Raw genomic sequence first — 26,252 nt, forward strand, 5'->3', positions numbered from 1 at the left:
AACAAACTTAGAAGCTATGGAGAATAACACCAAAAATACATTGATCATCACTGCGTTATTTGCCGAGTCTAACCAGGCAGACAGCGCATATCAATCTTTACTGGAAAGTGGTATTAGTAAGGATAATATATCGCTTGTCATGTCCGACTATGCACATCAAGGTAGCCTTTCGGAAGCTGATAAAACACAGGCCGCCGATAGTGGCGGCAGGGGCGCTTTGCTGGGTGGAGCAGCGGGAGGGATCACGGCGGCAGTTGCCGCAGTGGCTACAAACATAGCATTGCCTGGCCTTGGGATTGTCTTTGTTGGCCCATTGCTGGCTGGACTAGCTGGCGCGGCAGGTGGCGCAATTGCCGGTGGTGCAATTGGTGCAATGGTTGGCAACGGATTTCCAAAAGAGCAGGCCGAACTTTACGATGCAAAGATCAGGGAAGGGAGTTTCCTCGTAAGCGTGAATCCGGATAACCTGCTTCAAAACGATAGCATCATCAACATTTTTCGAAAGAATAACGGCTATAACATTTATATCCACTATGGAAGTGACACGGGACAACCGGCTTAACATTTTTACCGGCATGATCCAGCACGAAGAAGATGTTGTTTTTTAAGACCGGCACGATGCGTCGAACAGGTTTAATGGTATGCTGATAACCTACATCGTTACGGGGATTGGATAGACGTGTGTTTGTTCAAATTCAACAGGGCCTAGGGGATAACACGTTGTATCCACGATCAGGAAACTGATGAATATCATTTGTCTTAGTGGACAAAGTCATCGGATTAGGGCTGCCAAACGAATAATTTGGTGGAAAAATAGCTCACCTTACTATTGCTGCACATGAAAACGATATTGGTACCCTGTGATTTTTCAATTGCTGCCCGGCAGGCCATCGAATTTGCGAAGGAGATTGCCTTGGCCAGTCAAGGCGAAGTGAAAGTGCTCCATGTAATTGAACCAGAGTACTTGTATGGCAACGGCATGGCCGGTCAACCCTATGTCTTTCATGATCCGGTATTGCCGATCAGCGCATTCATCCAAGAAGCTGAGCAGGAATTTGAAAGAATGAAGACAACATCAGCTGATACAACAGTGAACATCACCTTCCTGGTTGAACAAGGGCCTTTGACTGAAACGGTTATCAATGTGGCTGAGCGTGAGAATGTCGATCTGATCGTCATGTCCACGACCGGGGCGCAAGGCCTCAAAGCGTTTTTTATCGGATCCCATTCGGAGAAGATCGTGCGACGCTCGCCGGTTCCCGTGTTTGTAACCCATCAAATGCAGCATGTAAAGGATGTTCAGGACATTATTTTTCCCACGTCCCTGGATTTAACGCAAAACGAGCTGCTAACAAAAGTGAAGAAACTGCAGGCATTTTTCGGGGCGATCTTACATGTACTTTACATCAATAATTTTCCAACCAGTTTGATCCGTGACGAAGAGGCGGAGGCCAGCCTTCAGGACTATGCCAGGTTTTTCAGCCTAACGCGTTATACGTTGAATGTGCGCAGGGGCGTAAACCTGGATGAAGGAATCATGAATTTTGCATCCAACGTACCCGGTTCAATTATCGCTATGTCGTCGCATGGATATAAGGGCTTTGAGCATCTTTTGAAAGGAAGTGTTGCGGAAGATGTGGTCAACCAGTCCAGCGAGCCTGTTTGGACTTATGTTGCCCCTGAGAAATGATGATTTGTCATGCGACAGAAAATTTATCTGATATGGACATGAAAACATCGATAAGTGATGCCGTGCTTATTAAGCATATCGTCAGCACCCTGCACCAGAGCTCTCATCTTCATCATGAAGACATACACGTATTTGTCCATGAAGGCTGGGTCTCCCTGGAAGGAAAAGTAGATCGGGAGTCCGACAGACGACTTGTCCAGGAAAGTGTTGAAAATATCCTGGGCGTTTATGGCATAACTAACAACCTGACCTTTTCTCGATTTCATTCCAATTAATGCTGACAGGAATATGCAAAAGATACTTGTGCCCTGCGATTTTTCCATGTCGGCATTACTGGGGCTTGAATTTGCGGTCGAATTAGCTCATGCAACCTCCGGGGCCATTATTGTTTTGTCTGTAACCAGTCAACCGCCAGAAGATGAGGGCCCACCCGTTTCCGAGCGTTATAGAGAAGACTTTGAAAATTTCGTCATCGGCGTCAGCCAGCCGGTTCACATTCAGCAACAGATTCGATTCGGAAGGCTGTTGCCAGCCGTCTCGGATGTAATCATTGAAGAGTCAGTAGATCTGATTGTGATGGGAACGCGTGGTTCCAGGGGCTGGGACAGTACATTCATAGGCTCAAACGTTGAAAGAATCCTGAGGCGATCTCCCGTGCCAGTTTTTGCCGTCAATCAGAAATCGCATTTAGGGAATCTCAAAAACATCGTCCTTCCCTGTAATCTAATTCTGGAAGATCACTTCGGAATGGTTCACCTTAAAAAACTTCAGACCTTGTTGAACGCAAGGCTCCATCTCCTAAGGGTAGATACTACTACTGATGGCACAAACCATCAAGTTCTCGCACAAAAAGTCAGCGAGTATGCGTCATTTCATTCGCTTTCCAAATTTACCATCAACATCGTCACAGACACCGACGAGAGAGATGGTATCCTTCGGTTTGCCAAAGAAATTGATGCGGATATGATTGCGATGACCACCCATGGGTCGAGAGATTTGGGGCATCTGTACACGTTTAGCGTGGCTGCCGATGTGGTCAATCATGCACATTTGCTTACGTGGACCTGCGCCCAGCAATCGGTGAGCCAGCTGTTATAAAAGTTCGGGCCGGGGTTCAATGCCGGCCCGTGCACTACATGTGGGCTATAAAAAGTGGGTTATCTAATTCTTCCATCAGTAGGTCTGCCATACTCCGGCGAAACCACCGCGACACCAGGTTTCGCTGGTAGGCGCCCAGTACGACCAGCGGCGTTTGATCACTTTCTTTTAAATACTTTATAATTTCTTGCTCAGGAATGCCGTGCACAATATGGTAGCTGGCATTTGGGAAGTGACGCCTAGAAAACTCCTTCATAAGGCGGTTATCCGGGACATGCAGGTTTTCATCCTGTGGTTTAACGGATAGTATCTCCACCGGAAGCATTTTCAAGAATGGTAGCAAATAACTGAACATCTTGATGGCAACCATGGAAGAAGGTTGTCCATCGTATAACAGTACGGTTTTATCAACAAGCTCAAACTGTTCCGGTACCACCAGCACCGGGCACTGGATATCGCCCAGCAAATCACGGAGAAAGCCGGTCGGCGGCATTTGCGGGAAAGGCGATAACGTTTCGGTTTTGCCAATGATGAGCAGATCGGCGTAAACCGTTTCGTGCAATAATTCAGACAATGCAAAATTCCGGTCGTGATGGATATTAAATTCAATGTCGGCCTTTTGGCAAAGCGCAGTAAATTTCTCCACCGATTCTGCCCTTGATGCAAGGTCTTGCTCATTAAGCTTGCGGAGTTGCTGCTCCCAGGGTTCAAGCCGGGGCGCTAGTTCATAAATGGAATAACTATGATAGCTGAAATCTTCCAAAAATACCCCGACCAGGTGGGACTGGGTTTCGCGGGCAATCTGAACGGCGAATTGTACCGTGCTTTCCGCATATTTGAGGCCGTCAATGGCGGCAATGATCTTTTTCATCAGTTTCTGGTTTAATGGTGAGCAAAAAAGAATGGCAGGTCCAGGGTTTCCAGTAGCGAATTAGCTGTGCTTGGAGATAGCAGTTTTGAAAGTGTATTGCGACCATAAGAACCCATGATGACCAATGCCTTTTTTTTCTTATGCAAGTATTTGTAAAGTTCGGCGCTTGCTTTACCAGTCATGGTTTCAAAAACGGCACAGTTATAGTGCGCAGCCAGCCAGTGGGATAGCTTTTCTCTTTGTATTTCATTCCCATCTTTACCTTCATCTACATGCAGCATCGTGATTTTTAACTCGTCGGTTTCCGGGAAAAGATAGCTGAACTGTTTGACAGCAAAGGCCGATGAGCGGCTTTCGTCATAGGCCAGCACGATCTGGTCAATGTCAGTAAATGTGATCGGGGCTACCATCACAGGGCATTCGGCAGCAGCAATAATATCCTGCACAAAATCCGAAGGGGACTGGCCCATTTTTTCATCCGGGCAAGTATCCCTGGCGATTACCAGCAGATCTGCGAACCTGCTGTCGGCAATGAGTCCCTCCAGCGGATAGCCCAGATCCGGGTTTATGCTGTGGCGCACCCCCCTGTCTTCACAGATTTTCGCGAATGTCTCCATGTAGATGGCACGCATTTCTTCATGCTGCCCGTAACCAGGCAGGTCACCGGCAATGATCGTCTCCACATAAGGCTGGCCGAAAACCGTTTTTAATGCGGGCGATTTATCTGCCAGATGCTTTTCTACAAAAACGGCGGTAAGTCTGGATTGTGTCAGTTGCGCCAGGTAGCACCCAAACTGCATACACGGAATGCTGGGTTTTTCCGGATTGATTGCTAAAAGAATATTTTTCATTATTGTTTCGATTTGGATGGCCTTGTGGTTAAATCGTTAAACTGATCCGGTTGCCATAGATGACCGATCCATCGTCAAGGATCGCATAAGCCCGGTAGTAAAAAAATGTTTTTCCATTGATAAAATCCTTTGTATAGCCAAACTGGTTGATTCCCAGCATGAACGCAGTGTCGAACTTTATTTTGCTATCATCAACGGTTGGGTCAAGGTTGTGATTGCCGACACCCCGGAAGTAGGCTGTATAAACAATTCCGTATTCGTTCACAGGCTTTTTGCCTTGATCATCAACCCGGATTTTAAAAATCGTGGTTGTATCAACATGCTCGAAAGGCAGGGTTTTAAATGATAGTTCGCTAGCAGGGATGACATGATCATTGCATGAAAATGCCAGTAATATCATCGACAGGACAGCAATGGTTAAAGTTTTCATATTATTTGGTTTGTGAGAATTCAATTAAGACTGATCCAGAGAAGATTCATGAAGGCTGTGATGCCGTTTCATCGACCCGTTCAGTCGCAGATTCTTATAGCAGTCGAAGGCTTTTTCAATAACATGGGGCGTCTGGCCACCTCGTTGACAGGCTTCTTTGAAATATTCCTCCAACATGCCTCGGTATTCAGGGTGGACACAGTTTTGGAGGATGGTCTTGGCTTTTTGCCGCGGCGCCAGGCCACGCAGATCTGCTAACCCCTGCTCAGTTACCAAAATATCGACATCGTGCTCGGAGTGGTCCACGTGAGAGACCATCGGGACAACCCGCGATATGGTATTTCCCTTGCAGGTCGACTCGGTCACAAAAATGCTCAGGTAGCTGTTCTGGGCGAAGTCAGCCGACCCGCCAATCCCGTTCATGATATCTGTGCCCGAGATATGGGAGGAATTAACGTTACCATAAATATCACATTCCAATGCTGTGTTGATCGCTATGACGCCCAGCCTGCTGATGACCTCAGCAGAGTTGGTTATATCCTGGGGACGCAGCAGGATTTTGTCTTTGTAACTTCCCCAATTATCAAAAATCCGCTCGTAACAGGATTGGGAAACGGTGATCGAAGAGCCCGATGCGAAATCAAGTTTGCCAGCGTCGAAAAGATCGAACGTACTGTCCTGCAAAACTTCTGAATAGATGGTCAAATGCCCGAAATCGCTTTCGGCGAAGCCTTGCAAAACTGCATTGGCGACTTTTCCGATACCCGCCTGAAGGGGCAGAAGAGCATTGGTTAAACGTCCGGCGCGCACTTCATTTTTAAGAAAATCCAGAATGTAGGAGGCTATTTTTTGTGTTGTTTTATCCGGAGCAAGAATATCGGCCGGGCTGTCCTTTTTATCGGTAAACACAATACCAATTATTTTTTCTGGGTCGCAGGGAATGCTGTCGCGACCGACGCGTTGCCCGGCCGAGATGATGGGTATGATCGCCTTGTCGGGATATTTTCCGGTGAGCAAAATATCGTGAATGCCCTCGATGTCAGCAGGGACAGAAACGTTGATTTCTACAATGATCTGCTTGGCCAGCGCCGCAAATACAGCAGAATTGCCCACCGAGGTGGTCGGTATAATACTGCCGTCCTCTTTGATGGATGATGCTTCAAGGACCGCTATGTCGATCTCACCAAAAATACCGGTTTTTAGGTGCATGGCCGTTTCCCCCAGGTTTTCATCAATATACATCAGCTGCCCTTCATTGATCAGGGTCCTCATGACGGGGTCCGCCTGGAAGGGTAAGCGCAGGGATACGGCTCCGGCAGTGCCCAGTCGCGCATCAGTGTGCTGGCCGAGTGAGGCACCGGTGATCAGTGTAATTTTTATGGGATCAAACTCTGCCCTTTCGGCGAAGGCCAAAAGTACAGCCTTGCTGTCGCCGGACTTGGTAAAGCCGCTGGAGGCGACCACCATACCATTCTCAATAAATGAAGCGGCACGGTTTGCTTGCATGATCTTTTCGATCAGCGACACATTTCCGATCCGTGATAAGTCTTCTTTCATGATTTTATTTTAAGGCGTGAGCAACGATCCGTACCAGTTTGGACGGTCTTTTCTTGGATGGCGCCGAAACCTGGTTTTTTTGTAAAATAAATAGGGCGACTGCCATCAACAGGGTTGCCGGGAAGGCAGCATATAGTCCCAGCGGGGTGATGCTGATCCCGAACAAGATCCCCGCCCAGCATCCGGCGATCAGGACCTTGCCTTTCAATAACATGGCCGCTGCGATCAGTAGCTGGCCAAGCGCGATGACCAGGATCATCGGGGTGATAATGGCTTCAAATGCACCCAGGATAAATTGTTTGTAGAGCGGGACAGCCGTCTCGGCATAATCCTGATAAGCCCAGGGCGAGTCAATGGCGATATAAGTATTTACGGCGGCAGCCCCGATAAAAATCAGAAAAAAGGCTGCTCTGGTGAAGTCAGGATGCTTGTCGGCGGTCCAGATTAAGGTGAGCGCAACCAAGTTGCTGGCTGCATAAGCACTCCAAAAGGTAAGTGGGGAAATCCCGTATGTTTCCATGTTTATCAGGTGAAAGTGACCGGCTTATTAATAAATGCGTTGTAGATGTAGTGGTAATAGATTAAATAGGCTAGCAGTTAAGTGAATAGCAGTGCAAAGGGGTGCATGGTTGACCATCGATTTGTAGATCAAAGTAACCGTATGCCTGGCTGGGATAAGCTGATGATCAATAGCTGTTAATATGATTTGTGTCAGTTTTATCGACACGCCAGAAGGCAGCCCGCATTGTAGCATGGAGTCCTTAAATTTATTTGGTTCTTTAATTGAAGAACTAAGTTTTGAGTTGTATGTTTGTATCAGACGAAACGAATAGATACCTTGGAAGAGCATCGGGACAGGATTGAAACACATGGCGTGGTCATGGAACATATGGGATTAACCCCGGTAGCATCAAGGGTCTTTGTTTATCTGCTCTTATGCGGCGGGCAAGGAGCATTATTTGAGGACTTAGTCGGCTATTTCAAGGTGAGTAAAAGTGCCGTGTCCAATGCTCTGAAGATGCTTACGACCTCAGGGATGGTAGGATCGAAGACCATTGGAGGGCAGAGGCGCCGGTTTTTCTATGTGCAGATGCGCAGTTTGTTCAACGAAAAAGAAATGACCGAGCGATATAAGCAGTTTTTTACAATCCTGGACGATGTGCGCGTGGCGAGGAACATTAAAGACAAATTCGATCAGGAGCTCGATGACGTTGCGGTGCTTTACAAAATGCTTTTGGTGGAATTTCCTATTATTCTCGATCGCTGGAAACGGACAATTGCTTTGCAGGCGAACGGGATTTAGTCGATTTATCCAGTTGGTTCTTTTAGTTATGAACAATAATGACTTACTAAGAAATGGCCAGGCTTCTTATCATCTTCCTTTGTACGGGTTTTTGTCAATTGAAAATAGCCGCTTCTGCGCAAAGCTGGAGCCTTGAAAAGTGTTTGAACTATGCCAGGGAGCATAATCCAGAGTTACAGGTGAGCAGAAGCAAACTTTCAGGGGCAGCAATTGATCACAAGTCGGCCACAGCACGTCTGATTCCCAAGATTGTTGGGAACGGGGCTTTGGATCATTACTGGAAAATCCCGGTTCAGGTTTTTCCTGGTCAGCTGGTGGGCCAGCCCGAAGGTACTTTTGTACCTGTGCGTCTGGGAACGCCCTGGATGGGAAACATTGGCTTGGAAGCAGACCTGAATTTGATCGATGTTGAAGCCTGGAAACAAATCAGGCTCGCAGCTTTGGATCAACAGCTTTTGGAAAGCGATGGGAAGTCAGCGGTAAACCAGGTCGTCAGAAACGTCCATATGGCATACTTATCCGCTCAGCTTGGCGCGCTTGACATCGCCGGGGCATCGGAGCAATATTCACTATATGAGCAGGGCCACCGGCTGCTCCGTCTGCAATTTGAAAAAGGTTTGACCGATAAAATATCCTTGAACCAATCTGAGATTATTTTAAGAAACCTGAAAACCAATATTGTTAAAACCCAAACTGACTTTGCATGTGCGCTTTTGGACCTGAAATTTTGGATGGGTTACCCCATGGAGGATTCTATTGGCATAGACCAAAGTTTCAACGAAGTTTTAATGACACAGAAGTTGGAAAATTTCAATGAAGAACGCTTACCGGATCACCAGACCTATTTGTTGAGGACAGAAATACACAGACGGCAATATGCTTTGGCCAGGGCAGTCTGGTACCCTAAGGTTTCGCTGCGTTCCGGATACAGCCGATTAGGTTTTGGCCAGAATCTCGATTTTATCGGTAGTTCCAAGTGGTTTTCATCCGGGTTTGTGGGCCTTAAAGTGGCAGTGCCGATATTGGATTTGGAAAAAATGGTCTATGAGCCCAAACGGCAAAAGGGCCTGATACGCACCGCGGATCTTGAACATGAACAGTTTCTGCAGCAGCAAAAGCAAATTTGGTTAAGGGGACAAAAGTTAATGAGCCAAGCTCTCCGGACGATCAGCGAGCAGGAGCAAAACCTGCTGCTTTCCTCTGAAAACGAATTGTTATCCCGTAAAAAACTTGAAAAAGGGATTATCAACTTCATTGAGCTCCGCCAGCTTCAGGAAGAACTTAGCCTGGCAAGGCGGCAGCTTACCGACGCTAAACGCGAGTACCTCAAACATTACCTGACCCTTCACTATTTGCAAAACAATTGAGGATATGAAAACAATACGGTACCTTTTCGGGGCGGCGGTATTTTTCTTTTTGGCTTGTAAAAAGGAGCCAGAAACTTATACTATTATTGAGAAGCCGCTAAATGAAGCAGTGTACGCATCCGGCGAAATCTTTCCGGAAACCTATGAATATGTGCAGTCTAACAATCCGGAACGCATCATGAAAATTCTGGTTAAAGAAGGGGACCTGGTTAAAAAGGGCGAAGTACTGGTGCTGCTAGGCACGCCAAGCCAAAGCACACGGCTGACCCTACTGACTGATGAGCTCCGGCTCGCCCGTCAGAATGCCTCCGTGCAGTCGCCCATGCTGATCGAGGCCCAGCAGAAGGTTGCCCTCGCCAGGGAGCAATATGAACACGACTCGGCCAATGCCGATCGGTATCGGGACCTGGCCGCGGAGAAGGCAGTTTCCCGGAAAGATGCAGACGATGCCACATTGAAATCCCAAACCAGTCTTTCAGCATATCAAAACCTGCGGCAGCAATTATTGATCAAACAAAAAGAGCTTTCAGGAAAAGTCTTAAATGCTGCTGGCCAGCTTGCCCAGTTTAGCCAGTTGCAGGAAGGAAAGGTCCTGACCAGCAACATAACTGGCAAGATTTACAGTGTCAACCTAAAAGAGGGTGCCTTGGCCAAAGCGGGTGAGCCGATCTTAATGGCAGGAAGTGCAAAACAGTTCAAATTGGAGTTATTGGTCGATGAGCGTGACATTAGCAAAGTGAAATTGGGCCAGCAAGTCTTTTTTGAAACAGATGCTTTTGCTGGCAGGCAGTTTTCTGCTACGGTAAGCAAGATCGTACCCGTGCTGCAAACCGAAAACAGGAGCCTGAAAGTAGAAGCACAGGTACTCGACACCGCGGGCTTTTTCCCGCAGTCCTCTGTGGAAGCCAATATTTTAATACGCCAGAATGTGTCAGCAATGGTGATCCCGGTTGCCTATTTGCAATCTGGGGACAGTGTTTTGGTTAGATCTGGCCAGGAAATAAAAAAGATCGCAGTGCTTGTCGGCACCCGCAATGGCGCATGGTTGGAGGTACTCAGCGGAGTAGGGAAGGGGGACGTAATTGTAAAACCATAAATACAATGTCATGAAAATGAACCTGACCCAGATCAGACTTGCCGTATCGATTGCGTTTACATACATGCGTGCAAAGCTCAAACAGACCATTATCGCGACCACAGGGGTGACTTTCGGCATCACGGTGTTTATCTTTATGGTAAGCTTCATTCAGGGGACCAATGAATATACCCAGGATATAGTCTTTGAGCAATCGCCCCATTTAAGGCTTTATAACGAAGTGCAGCTGGCCGAGTCTTCCACCCTGGAAAGGGCGCGACCCGGTATGATCAATGTGGTACACCATCAGAAACCAAAGGATATCCTGCTTAGTCTAAAAGACGCAAGACAGGCACTCACCGAGCTTGACGATGATGGCAGGGTCTTGGCCGTCTCAGCGGGGCTTAGTACACAGGTTTTCTACCGGCTGGGCTCTTCCTCCCTGAGCGGAAAGGTCATGGGGATCGACTTTGAGCGTGAAAACCTGCTTTTTAATCTTGGAAGCAAAATTGTGGAGGGAGGGTTTGAAGAGCTTGCCACCAAGCCAAACAGTATGTTAATGGGAATTGGACTTGCAAGAAAATTGAACGTTAAAACCGGTGATCAACTCCAGCTCACTACCGAGCGCGGCGATAATTTTTTGGTTACCGTCATTGGGCTCTTTAGAACGGGCATGAGTGATATTGACAAGCAACAGAGCTATGCGAGCCTGAAAACCGTGCAGCGTTTTTTGAAAGTACCTGCCTCTTATCTGACTGAGATCAAAGTCAAGCTCCATGAAAAAGAGCTGGCCCCACAAATTTCCGAAGAATTTCAAAAAAGATACGCTTACTCGGGGTCAGATTGGAAAAAGGACAATTCTTCCTTGTTGGAAGGGGAAATCCTTCGCAAAATGATCGTTTATGGCGTAGCTGGAACAATCTTGCTGGTTGCCGGGTTTGGGATTTTTAACATTCTGACAATGATGATCTATGAAAAGATGAAGGAAATTGCCATTCTAAAGGCTACGGGATTTTCAGATGCAGATGTAAGATGGGTATTTCTGACGCAGGCATTTGTGATTGGCATCGTCGGAGCGGTTATGGGCCTGGTATTTGGTTTTGCGCTTTCCTATGCGGTCTCAAAAGTACCATTTCACAGCGACGTGATGATTACCCTTGATCACCTGCCCGTCAGTTTCAAGCCACTTTATTATGTGACCGGATTTACATTCGGCATATTGACAACTGCTTTATCAGGCTATTTGCCGTCACGTAAAGCAGCAAAAATGGATCCGATCGCTATTTTAAGAGGATAAGTTATGCGTGTGCTCGAAGCAAACCATATTAATAAGTACTTTCACGACCCGGCACCATTCCAGGCCCTGAAAGACGTGAGCTTTTCGGTCCAAAAAGGAGAGTTCGTATCGATTACCGGAAAATCCGGGAGTGGAAAATCCACCTTGCTGTATCTGCTTTCGACGATGGATACCGATTTTGATGGTAGCATCCGTATCAATGGAGAGGAAGTGCATGGGCGAAGTAATAAATGGCTTGCCGATTTTCGTAACCGTCATATCGGGTTCGTTTTTCAGTCGCACTTCCTGCTCCCCGAATTTACGGCGCTTCAAAATGTAATGCTGCCAGGTTTAAAAAGAGCGCAGTATAGCAGGCAGGAAGTAGAGTCCAAAGCTTATGGGTTGTTAAAGTTGCTGGGTGTCGATGACCAGGCAGTAAAACGAGCTTCGCTGCTTTCGGGAGGTCAGCAGCAGCGGGTTGCCATCGCACGGGCGCTGATCAACGACCCACTGATTGTAATGGGTGATGAGCCGACCGGAAATCTGGACAGTAAAAATACAGCCATTGTTTTTGACCTGTTCCGGCAACTCGCTACTGAGCATGGGCAGACCATGCTGATTGTCACACATGACGATGAGTTTGCAGAAAAATCAGACCATGTGATACATTTGACTGATGGGGCGTTGGTGTCTTAGGATTTCCAAAAGCGGAGATGTCCGCCAGCCAACTGTTATTCCACTTGAATTTGGGCGTTCACATGCCCTGCAAAGCTGCGCTCATCAATATCGCACCCATGGTCTGGCTGATTATAAACGCTGGATGCGGAATGCCTGCGGCCAAGGGACCGCAAAAGCACCTGATGCGTATATGCATTTGCGTTCTTCATTTTTGGCCAGATGATGCACGCTGCAAGCGGCTTGACTCTGGCACCATATTTGTGTACACATCCAATGTATCCATATCAAAAATGATCCTACTATGGAATTAAGTGGCAGCTCTTATGAATTACCCGGAACAGTTTCGGCCGTATTTTTCAGCAAAAAGGATGCGCAGAAAGCCCATGCGGGGTTGCTGCGTCTTGGACATTCTCAGGATGAAATCTCGTTGCTAATGTCTGACGAGACTTTAAACAGTCACGCGAATCCACTTAATGAAGAGAATGCATTGGATGTAGGTGCAAGCAGCGATCAGGCCCGGGCAGATCAGAAAGCCCGTACCCGGCATCTGATTGCAGATGCCATTCTCTCGATCACGACTATGATTTCTTTGCCCAAACTAGGGATTTGGATATCCAGGCGCTTGCTAGGAGATGGCCAGGGGACTTTTGATGCTACAAGTATAGGCTCAATTATCGCTGCCAGAATCCCGCAGGAACATTGTGACACTTATGAGGCCGGAATAAAAGAAGGTGGCATTATTATCAGCGTCGATCCCAAGAACAGGGCGGAAAGAGACGCTATCGTCCGTGAATTCAGGGCGAGCAATGGTCATGACATTCTGGGTGATGACGGTTATACAGAACTGGGTGACTGATTTTAATAGAGGTAACCAGCCTGGTGTGTCAACTGGCATGCGACGGACGCACAGAAATTTGATCATGCAACAGCAGGGCTACCCGGTCAACGGCCTGCAGAACGATCTGCTCTGGCCCACCCTGAAAAACTTCTCGTAGCGCTATGGGCTTTCCTTTTACAATAGCGTAGATAAATATGGTGCCGACCGGTTTTTCGGGGGTTTCGCTGCCGCCCGGTGTGGTTAGTCCGGTTATCGCAACGTGAATGTCAGCGGGAATGTAGGTTTGCAGCCTCTCGGCTAACTCTTTGGTCACTTCGGCACTTTCCGGTGTGAACCCTTCAATTAATTCCTTGGGTACCCTAAGGATCTCTATTTTCAAATTGGCATCATAGCAAACCAGTCCGCCCATGAGTATTTTGCCAGAGTCCGGTGTTAAAGAAAACTCGGCAGCTAGCCGTCCGGCTGTCGCGCTTTCTACAAATGCCAGGGTTAGTTCTTGCTCTGCAAGTGCTTTGCTGCAATTCAGGATGTTTTGTGAAGGCATAGCGGTGGATTTTAAATCTTCTTATAAAAAACCATGCCGTATTTTATTTTTTAATAGTAGTATAATTTCAATTTTACTGTGATGCATGCAAGATTTTGAAGTGAGGCCAATGCATGTCTTAGCCGGATTTACGTTTGGCATTCATGTATTCCGAGGGAAGCATGTTGAATTTTGCCTTAAACGATTTAGCAAAATAGTTGGGCGTAGCAAATCCTGCCGAATAGCAGATCTGGGAGACATTCAAATCACTTTTTTCCAATAGGATGGCGGCCTTTTCCAGTTTGATGGTCCTGATAAACTCGACTGGGGTCTGCCCGGTGATCTCTAATAACTTGTTATACAGGGTTCCCCGGCTCATGCCCAGCTGCTTACTTAGCTTTTCAACCCCGAGTTGCGGGCTGTTATCGAGATTTTGGTCGATATAGGCCAGGATATTGGTCAGCAACTTCTGGTTTCCTGACAACACCTGCGGCTCGGGCCGGGTGACATCGATATGACGGGTGTATGTACTTTTCAGCAGTCGGCTCAGCAAGAGCAGATTATTGATTTTGGCTTTGACAATGTCAAAATTGAAGGGCTTGGTCAGATAGTCATTGGCGCCTGAATTCAGGCCGCGAAGTTCCTGTTCCTCGCCCGTCGATGCGGTCAGCAATATCACCGGTATGTGAGCAGTACGCTTGTCAGACTTGATTTTTTGACTAAGGGTGATCCCATCCATTTCGGGCATGGTGATATCGCTGATGACTATTTCAGGGTGTTGACTGAGCGCTTTTTGCCAGCCCTCAGCTCCGTTTGAAGCTTCAATAACCCGGTAGAAGGTTTGCAGGTTCTCTTTAAGATAGGACCGGAATTCCTCATTGTCTTCGATGACAAGAATGTCCGCCGAGCCATTAGTTTGCGCTTGCAAAGCAGGAAGTGATGCCTGGTCTGCTGTGGATTCAGAGGATTCGATAACGTTGGCAGGCAGAGGCGTAGCCAAAGGTATGGTCGCTTCCATGCTGTTATATGGAAGACACACAGTAAATATGCTTCCATGGCCTGGCTGGCTCGCCACACGGATGTGCCCTTTATGCATCTGAACGAATTCTTTTACTATCGAAAGACCGATCCCGCTTCCCTGGTTCAACATAGCAGGGGGGGAATCATGCTGGAAAAAACGTTCGAATATGAGCTCATATTTGTCAGAAGGAATTCCAATGCCGGTATCCGATATTTGTATGTTAAGGCACTGCTTTGCATCAGTGTCTTCGGCTTTAAAGATGGAGAGCATTATCCGGCCTTCTTTGGGTGTATGCTTAAAGGCATTGGAAAGCAAATTCAGGATGACCCGCTCGATCTTATTTGCATCAAATTCCATGTAAAGGCGATCAATCTGGCAGTCGATTATGAATTCAATGCCATTGGTTTGAGATAGATAGCGGAAGGATTCCGCCGTTTCCCTCAGGAAGGAGACGATTTCCCCACGGTGGCTGTCGAGTTTCGATTCTTGTTCCTGCAGACTTTTGAAATCCAGCAATTGGTCTACCAGATTGAGCAGGCGCTTTGCATTGCGCTTGATTCCTTCCACATATTGGGTTTTGTCAACTGCTGTTCTGTTCAGCAGTTGATCCAGCGGCGCAAGGATCAACGAAATGGGTGTTCTGAGCTCATGGCTTAAATTGGTAAGGAATTTGATCTTCATTTCATCCACTTCCCTCTGGCGCTCTATTTCCCGATCGTGCTGCTCTTGTCTGAATTTATTTTTAAGCCGTTGAATACCCTTGTGCCTGCTTAGAAACAGCAAGCCAAAAAAGACCACGAAATAGGAAAAGTAGGCATAGGGCGTCATATAAAATGGTGGTGTAACCACAATTTGAATCCTCGTACCCGGCTCGTTCCAGACCCCTTTATAGTTTCTGGCCTGGACTTTGAAGGTGTAGGTGCCGGGACTCAGGTTGGTATAGCTGGCGGTTTTGGAAAAGCCAGCCTGGTGCCATTCACCATCCAAACCTTCCAGACGATAGCGAAACACTGTTTGCAGCGGATCAGAATAGTTGAGCGCCGCATAAGAGATGGAAAAATTCTGTTTGTATTCCAGGCGAATGGATTTTGCAATGGAGATGTGTTCGCCGATAATCAAAGAATCAGAGGGGGTTATGATTTTATTACCAGCTCTTAATTCCTTTAAAATGACAGGTATATCATTATTATTCTGTCTGAGCATGCGAGTGTCCAGGTAATTGAAACCCTGAATCCCTCCAAAAAATAACAAATTGTCCTGTGTACGGATACCCGCGCCCAGGACAAAAGTATAGTTTTGAAGGCCATTGTGCTGCGTATAGTTGACAAAGCTTTTGGTGGCAGGATCAAAATAACTGACACCCTGGTTGGTACTGACCCAGATGCGGCCCTGAGCATCTTCGAGAATCTTATGGACTACACCGTTAGCAAGGCCTTCCTTGTGGGCGAAGACTGAAAACCTGCGGGTTTTTTCATTAAACAAGGCCAGTCCTTCACCACCGGTGCCGATCCAGATATTGCCTTTGCTATCCTCATGAATAGAAAGCACAACACTGCTCGGCAGGTTGCTGCTTCGTTTATCAAGCAGAATTGATTTTTTTCGTTCGGGATTATAGATGGCCAAACCAGTACCATGCGAGGCGATCCAAATGTTACCGCGCTTATCCTGATGAATAGCCCTGATATAACCGTTGAGCGGAATCTCACGCTCATAGAGAGGAATGGTCGGATCGAAATACCTTGAAAAGTGTTGCGTGCGCGGGTCGTACAGATTGACTCCGCCTCCGTTTGTTCCGATCCACAGCCTGCCCTGCGTGTCGGTTGTCATACAGAAAATATCATTGTTGGTCAACGAAGATGCAGATTCGCCTTGTGTAAACTGCTGATAATGACCGTTCGTTGGATTGAGTGCGAAAAGTCCGTCCTGAAACGTTCCGATCCACAGCCGGTCAGCAGAGGACATTTCCAGCGACATGATCGCCAGACCAGAAGAGGCTAGTTTGTTTTTGGGATAAATAGGGATTTTAGTAAAAAGGTTTGTTTGCCGGTGATAGAGGTTCAACCCGCCACCGTCCGTGCCCACAAAAACGTCGCCATCCTTTTTTTCTGCAAATGACGTCACAAATGGAGCACTTAAACTATATGGATCATGCGGATCTGAGCGGTAGAGGCCGAAAATCGTAAAGTTTTTGTCATACTTATTGATCCCACCTTTATAAGTACCCAACCAAAAAATGCCCTGCTTGTCGATGAGAATACTACGAACTGATTTGTTTGTGAGGCTGAAAGGGGTTCGAGCGTCAGGAGCATACCTGGTCACGTTTCCGCTGCTGATATCCATCAGGTTCAGTCCACCGTCTGTACAGATCCAGAGCGTTTGATGATTTTCTGCGGCAATCGCATAAATCATATTACTGCTGATTGTTTTCTGATTGTTTACCTGATATCGGTAAGTTTGTAGTAGCTTTCCATCTGCGCTAAGCTTGTATAGGCCATTAAATGTCCCTATCCAAATGTTACCGAGCTTGTCAGCTGTAATCGCTTTCACCGGGCTGCTACTTGCCCCGTCCAAGCCATGCTCGTAGCTGACAGGCAAAAAGCGATTTGTCCTGAAATCAAATCGGTATAACCCGGTCTCTGTGCCAATCCACATTTGCTTCCCGGAGTCTTGGAACAAACTCAGAATTTGTCCGTTTGTAATCTGGGCTGCAATACCCGGGCGCTCATTGAACCGGGTTACCTTGTGCGTTACCGGATTCACGGTAAGCAGCCCCAAATTGGTTGCCACCCATATTTCACCTTTGTGGTCACTGGTTATGGCTGAAACGATTTCATTGGCATTAATGGGAATGAAGCGATCTGCGTGGCGGTCATATAAATGCAAAGAGCCCTGAACGGTCCCTACCCAGATCTGGCCCAATCGGTCTTCATGAAGTGCGGAAATATCGTTGGATCGTAAACTGGCCGGATCTGCCTGGTCGTGTCGGTAAACGGTGAAATCGGTCCCATCATATTTGTTGAGCCCATCGTCGGTACCAAACCACAGCAAGCCGTAACGGTCTTTCAGGATCGCATGCACTGTGTTGGACGATAAGCCATCCATTGAGGTGAGCGAGGTGAACTTAAGCAGGTCATCTTTGGCGCTGATCGGGCTGAAAGAACAGCTCCAGAATATCAGCAGCATGATCAGGACCGAAACTATTCTTTTTGGAGGGATTGGCATGGCACTGTCCAATTTTATACTTAATTTTTTATGAAATAGGCGTATTTTGAACATTTGTCACATTAGTTTTTACAAATGTTCTCACTTCAAACTCCTTGGTTGACCTACATTTGTTCGGCGATTAGTTAAAAATATTATCGGAAAAATGATGGGTATCTGTCTTCATATACAGAAGCATCGCAGTCGCAAAATATATTGTCATTTTGACAATAATAGCTGAAATATCTATGGGTTTTTTTGTGTCGTTCAATAAGTGTCTTTTTAACATTTAACTATTAATCTATGAAGAATTGTCTACAAGTACTTTCTCTTTTTAGGGAAAGATGGTTGAACTGGTCGTTCGGCTTGGTGCTGGTGCTGTCAATACAGGCTGTGTATGCCGCCAAAAGGGCGGACCAGCAGGTAATCGGGAAAGTGTCCGCTGATAACGGAGAAGTTTTGCCGGGTGTGAATGTCACCTTAAAAGGGAGCAGCATAGGGACAACCACGGATACCAAAGGTGAGTATTCGCTCAGTGTTCCTTCTGAAAGCAGTGTGCTCGTGTTTAGCTTTATAGGTTATAAAAAGCAGGAAATCATCGTAGGGGCAAAAACCAGGATTGATGTTGCGCTGGCCGCTGAAAACCAGGCTTTGGAAGAAATAGTCGTCATCGGCTATGGTACCCAGAAGAAATCCTCGCTCACCGGGGCCGTTTCTTCGGTCTCGCCCAAGGAGCTCACCGCATTGCCTGTCATCAGTGCGGAGCAGGCTTTGCAGGGACGTGTACCCGGTGTTCGAGTTGTCAATAATGGTAGCCCCGGGCAAACCCCGATTGTACGTATACGAGGTATCGGTTCGATCAACTACGCCTCCGGGCCGCTTTATGTGATCGATGGTATTCCGGCTGGCGATCTGAACAATCTGGATCCTAAGGACATTGAATCACTGGAAGTATTGAAGGATGCCAGCTCGGCAGCGATTTACGGTTCGAGAGCATCCAATGGTGTGATCATTATCACAACCAAAAAGGGATCCAAAGACGGTAAGCTGCATGTGAACCTGGATACCTATTTTGGTACACAATCCGCCTGGAAAAAACTCGATGTCCTTAATACGGATCAATATATTCAATATGCAACTGCATTGCTTGGAAATGCCGGTATTGCCATGCCGGGTAGACTTTCTGACCTGAACCAGCCTGTTTATCAGGGGGCTACGCATACTTTCGCACAAACACATACCAACTGGCAGGACGTGATGTTCCGCAACGCGCCGATCCAGCAGCATCAGATCTCTGTTTCCGGGGGTAATAGTGTTTCCCGGTTCTTTACTTCCGCCGGCTATTTCGACCAGGAAGGGATTATGATCGGGACCAACTACAAACGCGCAAATGTTCGCCTCAATTCCGACCACCAGGTTGCTAAATTCCTCAGCATTGGCCAGACTTTAACTGTTTCTTACGACAAATCTAGGGGAGAACAAGGTTTTGGCGGAGGCCGCACGGCAGTAATGCAGATGATTCGGAACCTGCCTTACTGGCCTGTTACCGACCCAACCAGACCGGGTGGTTACAGCTCCCCGACAGCAGCCGACGGCAGTGATCCTGATAACCCGGTCCGTATTGCGCTGATGGATGTTACCCGAAATCAACGTTTGAAATTACTGGGTTCTATTTTTGCCGAGGTGAAAATTACCAGCTTCCTGAAATACCGTTTCAGTTTTGGCGCGGATATAGTTTCGGCCACTACGACCAATCAGTTCCCTATTTATAATGATGGTTTCAAATCGCGCACCCAGTATGAGATCCGCGACAGCCGCACCACCTACTTCTCGCCGGTACTGACCAATCAGCTGACTTTTGAAAAGACTTTTGGCAAGCACCTGCTCAATGTGACTGCGATTGTGGACAAGCAAACTTTCCGCGCCAATACGTTGAACGGGTCCGGATACAGGCCTAATAATGACATTGATGAGTTACAGGGCGTATCCAACCCGAGCGCTAACAGCTCACTGGACGAAAGCTCGCTGATTTCCTATGTAGGACGTCTGAACTACGAATATGCAGGAAAATATCTGCTGAGCGGCTCCATCCGCCGCGACGGCTCTTCCCGCTTTGCGCCAGGAAACAAATGGGGTACATTCCCGTCCTTGTCATTGGGATGGCGTATTAGCGAAGAGGAATTCCTGAAATCTGTTCCACAGATCTCTGAACTGAAAATCCGGGCCAGCTACGGACAGACTGGTTTCAACGGGATCGGTAGTTATGCGTGGCAGTCACTGGTTTCGGCCGACAACAGCAATTACGTATTTGGCGGAAACAAGGTACTTGGCTCCTATTTCAGTTCTCTGGCCAACACGCAGCTGAAATGGGAAAGCACCACCATGACCAACCTCGGGATTGACCTGGCGTTATTTAATAACAGCGTCACGTTCACGGCCGAAACCTACAAGCGGAATACCGACGGACTATTACTTCAGGTACCGATCCCTAATTCTGTGGGTTACTCATCCTCACCTTTGTCTAACATTGGAAGCATGAAAAACTGGGGATATGAATTTCAATTGGGTTACAGCAAAAACGATGGCGATTTCAAGTGGAATGCTTCCGCCAATCTGGACATCACCAGAAACAAAGTGTTAAGCCTTGCTACGCCAAGCGCTACGCTGTTCTCAGGTGCTAATTCGGATTTCGGAGGTTTTGATATTACCAAAACCGAAGCGGGACACCCGATCCAATCCTTTTTCGGATGGCAGGTAGACGGTATTTTCCAGAACCAGGCCGAGATCAGTGCCGCCAATGCACTCGACGGTGACGACAAAACCAAGTATCAGGATCAGGCTGCGCCGGGAGATATCAGGTTCAAGGATTTGAACAAAGATGGTAAAATCGATGCTTCCGACCGGGCCTACAACGGCAGCTTTATTCCAAAGTTCAGTTATGGTGCCAATTTGGGAGGAAACTATAAAGGCTTCGATTTTACATTGTATCTGCAGGGCGTTCAGGGCAATAAGATCTACAACGGAACCAAAGTGATCGAGCAAGGTATGCTCAGACTCTTCAACGCTGGTACTGACGTGCTCAACGCATGGACCCCAAGTAATACCGACACAGACGTGCCAAGGGCAATAAGCGGCGATCCTAACAACAACAGCCGTTCGAGCGACCGTTTCATCGAAAGCGGATCTTACATGCGGATCAAAAATATCAGCATTGGCTACACAATTCCAACGACGATCCTTTCTGCATTGACCAAGGAAACGATCACAAAAGCACGGTTTTACATATCGGCGACCAACCTGCTGACTTTCACGAAGTACTCGGGGCTGGACCCTGAAATCGGGGTGAACGGATCCTCTACCGATTCGGGAACACAGCTGATCAATGGGATCGACTATGGGATGTATCCACAGCCCATGACCTTGCAAGTGGGTTTAAGTGTAGGATTTTGACATTGAATCTTTTATCAAAGAAACTGAAATGAAAAAGAGACTGATTACTATTTATGCCCTATTGTTCGGGATCGTATTTGCCTGTAACGATGATACCCTTGAAAAAACGAACCCTAATGGCGTGACCGTGGAAGGTTACTATAAGAACGGCTCGGAGCTTAGCAGTGGCGTAACAAGCGCCTATTCGATGCTGAAATCCAATAACCTGGTTGCCAGGGAATGGTTTTTCCTGCACGACCTGCGTAGCGACGATGTGTCGGCAGGCGGAGGCCAGCTGGAAACACCGCGCAACCAGTTGCTGCTCGGCACGCATGATACCGGAAACTCGGTCATGGGTACGGTATGGCTTGCTTACTACCGGATGATCCACCGCGCCAATGCGGTGGTGGACAATTCCGAAAAAGTGACGGACCTTGCCGATGCCGACAAAAAGAGGTTGCTGGGAGAAGCCCGGTTTTTGAGAGCCTATGCTTATTATGAACTCGTTAGCCTTTGGGGGGCCGTGCCGCTTTACAAAAATTATGTATTGACAGTCGATGGTAGCCTGCCCAGGTCTCCGGCTGAGGAGGTTTACGCCTACGTCATCGGGGAACTGCAGGCGATCCAGGCCGATCTGCCAGCTACTTACGACGCCGCTAATCAGGGACGTGTTACCAAAGGTGCTGCGCAAATGTTGCTCGCAAGGGTTCATATGCAAAAAGGCGACTATGCCAGTGCAAAAACCGAGCTGCTGAAAGTGTACAATTCCGGGGTATATGCCCTGGTCGATAACTACAACGACAACTTCCTGGAAGAAACGGAGTTTAACAAAGAGTCTATTTTTGAGGTCAATTTCTTCCCATCGGGCGGTGTTTATAACTGGGACGGAGACGGAAACGGCGCCACTGCCGGTACCGAAACGGTTCGTACCCAGGAATATTCGGCCATTGGATGGCGGAACCTGATCCCTTCAAACAGCTTGCTTGCGGAGTTTGAAAAAGCAACGAAAGGCGATGCCAAGACAGACCCGCGATACGACGACTGCTTCTATTTTACAGGTGAAAAATACAACAAGGGTGCCAATACGCTGACGGACGGACAACAAAACGGGAATTCATCGGTGGTAGACGGGGTAACCCAGAAAGTAAGCTGGCAGAAATATTCGCTTATGTATAAAATGAACGAATCGTTTTTGACCGGAGCTATCAATCAGCGCATTATGCGGTTTGCGGAAACGATCCTCTCGCTTGCCGAAGTAGAAAATGAAGCGGGAAACATTGCCGATGCCGTCAAATACCTGAACATGATCCGCGCCCGTAAAAGCGTAAGTATGCCTGCATACCCAACCGCAAAATTCCCGGTATCGACCAAAGACCAGGTCTTCGCGGCAATCGTACATGAGAGACGCGTGGAGCAAAACGGCGAACAGATCCGGAACCGCGATATTTTGAGATGGCGGAAGTTGGGTAAGCTCAAAGCGGAACCATTGACTTATTTCCAGGCCAACAAGATCGAATTACTGCCGATCCCCCAGCAGGAAGTAGACAACAACGCCAAAATCGAGCCGACGGATCAGAATCCGGGGTATTAAGAGTATTTAAATTCATGCAAAAAATTTCGTTTTCAGTTTATTCATTAATCTTTTTCCTCCTGCTTCTTTCTTGCAAAAAGAAGCAGGAGACCCTTTTTATTTCCCACGATTCACAAGAAACAGGTATTACTTTTTCCAATGCATTAAATCCTAATGATTCCATTAACCCATTCACATTCACTAATTTTTACAATGGTGGGGGCGTGGGGATAGGGGATGTGAATAATGACGGTAAGCCTGATATTTTCTTCGGTGGAAATCAGGTGAGTTGCCGGTTATACCTCAGTAAAATTGACACGCTTTCGAAAAAATGGGCATTTGAAGACATTACAGAAGCAGCCGGTGTGAAAACAACGCGCTGGTGCACAGGTATTTCAATGATTGATATTAATCAGGATGGTTTGCTGGATATTTACGTAAGTGCTGCCCGGCATCCCAAAATGAGCTCGCCTGCTGATCCTGCTGCCTCGGAAAACTTACTTTTTGTAAACCAGGGTTTAGGTGCGAATAAACAGCCGAAGTTTAAGGAAATGGCAAAAGCGTATGGTTTGAATGAGGCATCGTTCACCGTTCAAACCGCCTTCTTCGATGCCGATCTGGACGGTGACCTGGATGCGTACATGCTCAATTCAGCGCCTGATCTTCAAAATCCAAATTACCTGCGCCAAACTTACAATGACGGCTCCTATCCGAGTACCGGCAAGCTCTACCGCAACGAAGGGACTGGGGAAAATGGGATTCCGGTTTTTACCAATATTTCAAAAGAAGCAGGCGTTCGATACGAAGGCCTTGGACTCGGGCTGGCGATAAGTGACTTGAATAGAGACGGTTACCCGGATATTTATTGTTCCAATGACTTCATCAGCAGCGACATACTTTATCTTAATAATGGTTTTAAAAATGCGGGGGTACCTGCTTTCAATAATGTCATCCGGCAAGCAACCTCACACACCAGCTTATACGGCATGGGGCTGGACGTGGCCGATATCAACAATGATGCTTACCCGGATATTTTCCAGCTAGATATGCTTCCGGAGGATAATTTTCGTCAAAAAAAAATGCTCGCCGGCCAGGACTATGACCGCAAGGAAATGAGTATTTCAGCTCAATATGGTTACCAGCTACAATACATGCGGAATATGTTGCAGTTAAATCTCGGTGCTGCTCCCAGCGGAAGGCAGGGCCCGGTACCTATGTTTAGTGAGATCGGTTTGCTGGCGGGTGTTGCGAAAACGGATTGGAGCTGGGCACCATTGATTGCCGATTTCGATAATGATGGACAAAAGGACATTTTCATCACCAATGGCTACCGTCGTGATGTGACCGATCGCGATTTTATCCAGTTCAAGGAAGATTTTTCCAATTTTGGTACCAACGATTTCAAGCAGCAAAATGCATTGGAGCTCATCAAAAAGGTGCCCGAGGTGCAGATCGCGAATTATGCCTACCAAAATACCGGCAATCTTACTTTTTCAAATGCCTCCAAAGATTGGGGACTCGATGAGCTTTCTTATTCCAATGGTGCTGCTTATGCAGACCTCGACGGCGATGGTGATCTGGATTTGGTTGTGAACAATATCGATTCAGAAGCATTTGTTTATCAGAACAATAGCCGGGAGAAACGAAACTCAAATTTTCTCAGCATTGCATTGGAGGGAGCAAAAGGTAACCTTTCCGGAATTGGCAGTAAGGTGACGATTTGGACTGGTAAAGATCCGCAATATGCTGAATTGAATGTCGTGAGAGGATTCCAGTCGTCTGTGGATCCGGTACTGCATTTTGGCATTGGGGATAAAAAGCAGATCGATAGTCTGGAAGTAGTCTGGCCGGGAGGGAAATCTCAAAAACTTTACAACATCACGGCAAACAAACGGCTCGTTTTGAGCCAGAAAAATGCGATGGATCCAGAAGCGCTTGGTTTGCCAAAACCCCAACAATCCTATTTTACGGATATCACCAATCATCTAAACCTTGACTTCAAGCATACTGAGGCCAATTTCGTTGATTTCAAGCAGACGGCTACCATGCACAAGATGCTGTCCAGAAGTGGCTTTGCGATGGCGACTGGCGATGTGAACGGCGATGGTTTGGAAGATATTTTTGCCGGAGGAAGTTACCGGGCTGGCAAGCCTACTATTTTCGTGCAAAAGGCTGATGGGTATTTTGAAAAACGCATTGTTTCTCAGGATTCACTACATGAAAATACCGCCGCTGTTTTCATGGATGCAGATCAAGACGGAGACCTGGACTTGCTGATAACAAATGGAGGAAATGAGCTTCCTGCGACTGAGAAGGCATTTTACAGAGTTCAATTGTATTTAAACAATGGTACCGGAAACTTCCAGCCCGCACCCTCTACTGCATTCCCAGAACTCTCATTAAGCAGCTCCTGCATTGTAACCGACGATTTTGACAAAGATGGCGACCTGGATATTTTCATTGGGGGCCGCAGTACTCCGGGTAAATATCCGTTGCCAGCCAGCAGTTATCTGCTGAGAAACGATTCCAAAACGGGCCAGCCGCATTTCACCAATGTAACCTCGGAATTTTGCCCGGAGCTACTCGATATTGGCATGATTTGCAGTGCTTTATGGGCTGATACCAATCAGGACGGTTTTGATGATCTCGTGCTTGCAGGGGAATGGATGCCTATCAGGATTTTTGAAAATAAAAAAGGCAAATCATTAAAACCGCAAACAGCCCCAAACGGCTTAAATCAGTATACGGGCTGGTGGAACAGTCTGGCTGCCAGTGATTTTGATCGCGACGGCGACATTGATTTCATTGCCGGTAATGAGGGGTTGAACACTTTTTACCGCGCATCTGAAAAAGAGCCGATCAAAATGGTAGCGAAGGATTTCAATGGGGATGGCACTTTCGACCCTTTAATGGGCTATTTTATTCAGGGCAAGCGCTACCCCAGCGTGCCCCGCGACGCATTGAACCAGCAGGTGATCCAGTTTCGCAGAAAATTCCCGCATTACGCTGATTATGCAAAGGTTACTTTCGACGAACTGCTTACTAGCGACGAAGTCAAAGACGCGTACAGCACCGAAGCGACATACCTGCAAAGCGCCTACATTGAAAACACCGGCAACGGAACTTTCAAAATCCATGCACTGCCGGTTGAAGCCCAGAAGTCACCGGTATTTGGGATTGTGACCGGCGATGTGAATGCAGACGGCCATGAAGATGTGGTACTGACTGGCAATTTTTATCCCAATGAGGTCAATATGGGCAGGCAGGATGCGTCGATCGGAGTGCTGCTGCTGGGAAACGGCAAAGGAGACTTCAAACCTGCCGGATGCTCGGAAAGTGGGTTAATGATCCACGGAGACGCCCGGAAAAGCACTTTTTTCAAAGGCAGGAATCATGAGAAATGGCTGCTGACCGCTATCAATTCCGGGCCGATTCAAATTCATAAACTGAACACTGTCAATTTTAAATAACTAT

At 47.3% G+C, this 26,252-nt stretch carries 20 protein-coding genes; 13 read left to right on the plus strand and 7 right to left on the minus strand.

All coding sequences use genetic code 11. The features are described 5' to 3' along the window. The first annotated feature begins 16 nt into the window (after window positions 1-16). From ON006_RS05825 to ON006_RS05840, 4 genes are all read left to right on the plus strand, one after another. Complete coding sequence (locus tag ON006_RS05825; RefSeq protein ID WP_244819421.1) at window positions 17-562, plus strand: hypothetical protein; 546 nt, start codon at window positions 17-19, stop codon at window positions 560-562. A gap of 276 nt (window positions 563-838) precedes the next feature. Continuing rightward, window positions 839-1,690, plus strand: coding sequence for a universal stress protein (locus tag ON006_RS05830; RefSeq protein WP_244819420.1), 852 nt, complete (start codon window positions 839-841; stop codon window positions 1,688-1,690). A gap of 38 nt (window positions 1,691-1,728) precedes the next feature. Next, window positions 1,729-1,965: a BON domain-containing protein gene (locus tag ON006_RS05835; protein WP_244819419.1), complete on the plus strand. Its 237-nt coding sequence runs from the start codon at window positions 1,729-1,731 to the stop codon at window positions 1,963-1,965. Window positions 1,966-1,978: 13 nt separating this feature from the next. Next, window positions 1,979-2,788, plus strand: a complete 810-nt coding sequence (locus ON006_RS05840; protein ID WP_244819418.1) for a universal stress protein — start codon at window positions 1,979-1,981, stop codon at window positions 2,786-2,788. A 34-nt stretch (window positions 2,789-2,822) separates the two neighbouring features. Here ON006_RS05840 and ON006_RS05845 read toward each other — a convergent pair whose 3' ends face one another. Genes ON006_RS05845 through ON006_RS05865 form a run of 5 tightly spaced genes read right to left on the minus strand, consistent with a single transcriptional unit; the run spans window position 2,823 to window position 7,017 of the window. Continuing rightward, window positions 2,823-3,659, minus strand: coding sequence for a universal stress protein (locus tag ON006_RS05845; protein WP_244819417.1), 837 nt, complete (start codon window positions 3,657-3,659; stop codon window positions 2,823-2,825). Window positions 3,660-3,670: 11 nt separating this feature from the next. Further along, complete coding sequence (locus ON006_RS05850; protein ID WP_244819416.1) at window positions 3,671-4,510, minus strand: putative universal stress family protein; 840 nt, start codon at window positions 4,508-4,510, stop codon at window positions 3,671-3,673. Window positions 4,511-4,538: 28 nt separating this feature from the next. Then, window positions 4,539-4,940 carry a hypothetical protein gene (locus ON006_RS05855; protein WP_244819415.1) on the minus strand — a complete coding sequence of 134 codons (402 nt, stop codon included), beginning with the start codon at window positions 4,938-4,940 and terminating at the stop codon, window positions 4,539-4,541. A gap of 24 nt (window positions 4,941-4,964) precedes the next feature. Then, a complete protein-coding gene (gene scpC / locus ON006_RS05860) occupies window positions 4,965-6,497 on the minus strand; it encodes a succinyl-CoA:acetate CoA-transferase ScpC (protein ID WP_244819414.1) in 1,533 nt (510 codons plus the stop codon). Between the two features lie 4 nt (window positions 6,498-6,501). Next, window positions 6,502-7,017 (minus strand): hypothetical protein, encoded by a 516-nt coding sequence (locus tag ON006_RS05865; RefSeq protein WP_244819413.1) that lies wholly within the window; start codon window positions 7,015-7,017, stop codon window positions 6,502-6,504. A gap of 318 nt (window positions 7,018-7,335) precedes the next feature. Between ON006_RS05865 and ON006_RS05870 the strand changes: the two genes are divergently transcribed. The 6 genes from ON006_RS05870 to ON006_RS05895 all read left to right on the plus strand — a co-directional run bounded on the left by ON006_RS05870 (window position 7,336) and on the right by ON006_RS05895 (window position 13,052). Then, window positions 7,336-7,800, plus strand: coding sequence for a GbsR/MarR family transcriptional regulator (locus ON006_RS05870; RefSeq protein ID WP_244819412.1), 465 nt, complete (start codon window positions 7,336-7,338; stop codon window positions 7,798-7,800). A gap of 53 nt (window positions 7,801-7,853) precedes the next feature. After that, window positions 7,854-9,167 carry a TolC family protein gene (locus tag ON006_RS05875; RefSeq protein ID WP_244819411.1) on the plus strand — a complete coding sequence of 438 codons (1,314 nt, stop codon included), beginning with the start codon at window positions 7,854-7,856 and terminating at the stop codon, window positions 9,165-9,167. A gap of 4 nt (window positions 9,168-9,171) precedes the next feature. Beyond that, window positions 9,172-10,263, plus strand: coding sequence for an efflux RND transporter periplasmic adaptor subunit (locus ON006_RS05880; protein ID WP_244819410.1), 1,092 nt, complete (start codon window positions 9,172-9,174; stop codon window positions 10,261-10,263). Between the two features lie 10 nt (window positions 10,264-10,273). Further along, complete coding sequence (locus ON006_RS05885; protein ID WP_244819409.1) at window positions 10,274-11,539, plus strand: ABC transporter permease; 1,266 nt, start codon at window positions 10,274-10,276, stop codon at window positions 11,537-11,539. A 3-nt stretch (window positions 11,540-11,542) separates the two neighbouring features. Next, the gene (locus ON006_RS05890; RefSeq protein ID WP_244819408.1) at window positions 11,543-12,214 is read left to right on the plus strand and encodes an ABC transporter ATP-binding protein; all 672 of its coding nucleotides are present in this window, start codon (window positions 11,543-11,545) and stop codon (window positions 12,212-12,214) included. A gap of 283 nt (window positions 12,215-12,497) precedes the next feature. Continuing rightward, window positions 12,498-13,052 (plus strand): hypothetical protein, encoded by a 555-nt coding sequence (locus ON006_RS05895; protein ID WP_244819407.1) that lies wholly within the window; start codon window positions 12,498-12,500, stop codon window positions 13,050-13,052. 28 nt (window positions 13,053-13,080) lie between these two features. On the opposite strand, the gene ON006_RS05900 is transcribed toward ON006_RS05895, so the two are convergent. Both ON006_RS05900 and ON006_RS05905 read right to left on the minus strand, forming a co-directional pair. Further along, window positions 13,081-13,578 carry a CinA family protein gene (locus ON006_RS05900; protein WP_244819406.1) on the minus strand — a complete coding sequence of 166 codons (498 nt, stop codon included), beginning with the start codon at window positions 13,576-13,578 and terminating at the stop codon, window positions 13,081-13,083. 118 nt (window positions 13,579-13,696) lie between these two features. Then, on the minus strand, window positions 13,697-17,800 hold the full coding sequence (locus ON006_RS05905; RefSeq protein WP_244819405.1) for a hybrid sensor histidine kinase/response regulator transcription factor: 4,104 nt from the start codon (window positions 17,798-17,800) through the stop codon (window positions 13,697-13,699). A gap of 282 nt (window positions 17,801-18,082) precedes the next feature. Between ON006_RS05905 and ON006_RS05910 the strand changes: the two genes are divergently transcribed. The 3 genes from ON006_RS05910 to ON006_RS05920 are packed head-to-tail and all read left to right on the plus strand — an operon-like array spanning window position 18,083 to window position 26,248. After that, window positions 18,083-21,229 (plus strand): SusC/RagA family TonB-linked outer membrane protein, encoded by a 3,147-nt coding sequence (locus tag ON006_RS05910; RefSeq protein ID WP_244819404.1) that lies wholly within the window; start codon window positions 18,083-18,085, stop codon window positions 21,227-21,229. Window positions 21,230-21,257: 28 nt separating this feature from the next. Further along, window positions 21,258-22,799 carry a RagB/SusD family nutrient uptake outer membrane protein gene (locus ON006_RS05915; RefSeq protein ID WP_244819403.1) on the plus strand — a complete coding sequence of 514 codons (1,542 nt, stop codon included), beginning with the start codon at window positions 21,258-21,260 and terminating at the stop codon, window positions 22,797-22,799. Between the two features lie 14 nt (window positions 22,800-22,813). Beyond that, window positions 22,814-26,248: a VCBS repeat-containing protein gene (locus ON006_RS05920; RefSeq protein WP_244819402.1), complete on the plus strand. Its 3,435-nt coding sequence runs from the start codon at window positions 22,814-22,816 to the stop codon at window positions 26,246-26,248. The last annotated feature ends 4 nt before the right edge of the window (window positions 26,249-26,252 follow it).

The sequence above is a fragment of the Dyadobacter pollutisoli genome (genome assembly GCF_026625565.1).
Classification (GTDB): domain Bacteria; phylum Bacteroidota; class Bacteroidia; order Cytophagales; family Spirosomataceae; genus Dyadobacter; species Dyadobacter pollutisoli.

Excerpts from the sequence above, each read along its gene's own strand:
- ON006_RS05825 (WP_244819421.1), top strand. The coding sequence starts at position 17 with ATGGAGAATAACACCAAAAATACATTGATCATCACTGCGTTATTTGCC.
- ON006_RS05830 (WP_244819420.1), top strand. The coding sequence starts at position 839 with ATGAAAACGATATTGGTACCCTGTGATTTTTCAATTGCTGCCCGGCAG.
- ON006_RS05835 (WP_244819419.1), top strand. The coding sequence starts at position 1,729 with ATGAAAACATCGATAAGTGATGCCGTGCTTATTAAGCATATCGTCAGC.
- ON006_RS05840 (WP_244819418.1), top strand. The coding sequence starts at position 1,979 with ATGCAAAAGATACTTGTGCCCTGCGATTTTTCCATGTCGGCATTACTG.
- ON006_RS05845 (WP_244819417.1), bottom strand. The coding sequence starts at position 3,659 with ATGAAAAAGATCATTGCCGCCATTGACGGCCTCAAATATGCGGAAAGC.
- ON006_RS05850 (WP_244819416.1), bottom strand. The coding sequence starts at position 4,510 with ATGAAAAATATTCTTTTAGCAATCAATCCGGAAAAACCCAGCATTCCG.
- ON006_RS05855 (WP_244819415.1), bottom strand. The coding sequence starts at position 4,940 with ATGAAAACTTTAACCATTGCTGTCCTGTCGATGATATTACTGGCATTT.
- scpC (WP_244819414.1), bottom strand. The coding sequence starts at position 6,497 with ATGAAAGAAGACTTATCACGGATCGGAAATGTGTCGCTGATCGAAAAG.
- ON006_RS05865 (WP_244819413.1), bottom strand. The coding sequence starts at position 7,017 with ATGGAAACATACGGGATTTCCCCACTTACCTTTTGGAGTGCTTATGCA.
- ON006_RS05875 (WP_244819411.1), top strand. The coding sequence starts at position 7,854 with ATGGCCAGGCTTCTTATCATCTTCCTTTGTACGGGTTTTTGTCAATTG.
- ON006_RS05880 (WP_244819410.1), top strand. The coding sequence starts at position 9,172 with ATGAAAACAATACGGTACCTTTTCGGGGCGGCGGTATTTTTCTTTTTG.
- ON006_RS05885 (WP_244819409.1), top strand. The coding sequence starts at position 10,274 with ATGAAAATGAACCTGACCCAGATCAGACTTGCCGTATCGATTGCGTTT.
- ON006_RS05890 (WP_244819408.1), top strand. The coding sequence starts at position 11,543 with ATGCGTGTGCTCGAAGCAAACCATATTAATAAGTACTTTCACGACCCG.
- ON006_RS05895 (WP_244819407.1), top strand. The coding sequence starts at position 12,498 with ATGGAATTAAGTGGCAGCTCTTATGAATTACCCGGAACAGTTTCGGCC.
- ON006_RS05900 (WP_244819406.1), bottom strand. The coding sequence starts at position 13,578 with ATGCCTTCACAAAACATCCTGAATTGCAGCAAAGCACTTGCAGAGCAA.
- ON006_RS05905 (WP_244819405.1), bottom strand. The coding sequence starts at position 17,800 with ATGCCAATCCCTCCAAAAAGAATAGTTTCGGTCCTGATCATGCTGCTG.
- ON006_RS05910 (WP_244819404.1), top strand. The coding sequence starts at position 18,083 with ATGAAGAATTGTCTACAAGTACTTTCTCTTTTTAGGGAAAGATGGTTG.
- ON006_RS05915 (WP_244819403.1), top strand. The coding sequence starts at position 21,258 with ATGAAAAAGAGACTGATTACTATTTATGCCCTATTGTTCGGGATCGTA.
- ON006_RS05920 (WP_244819402.1), top strand. The coding sequence starts at position 22,814 with ATGCAAAAAATTTCGTTTTCAGTTTATTCATTAATCTTTTTCCTCCTG.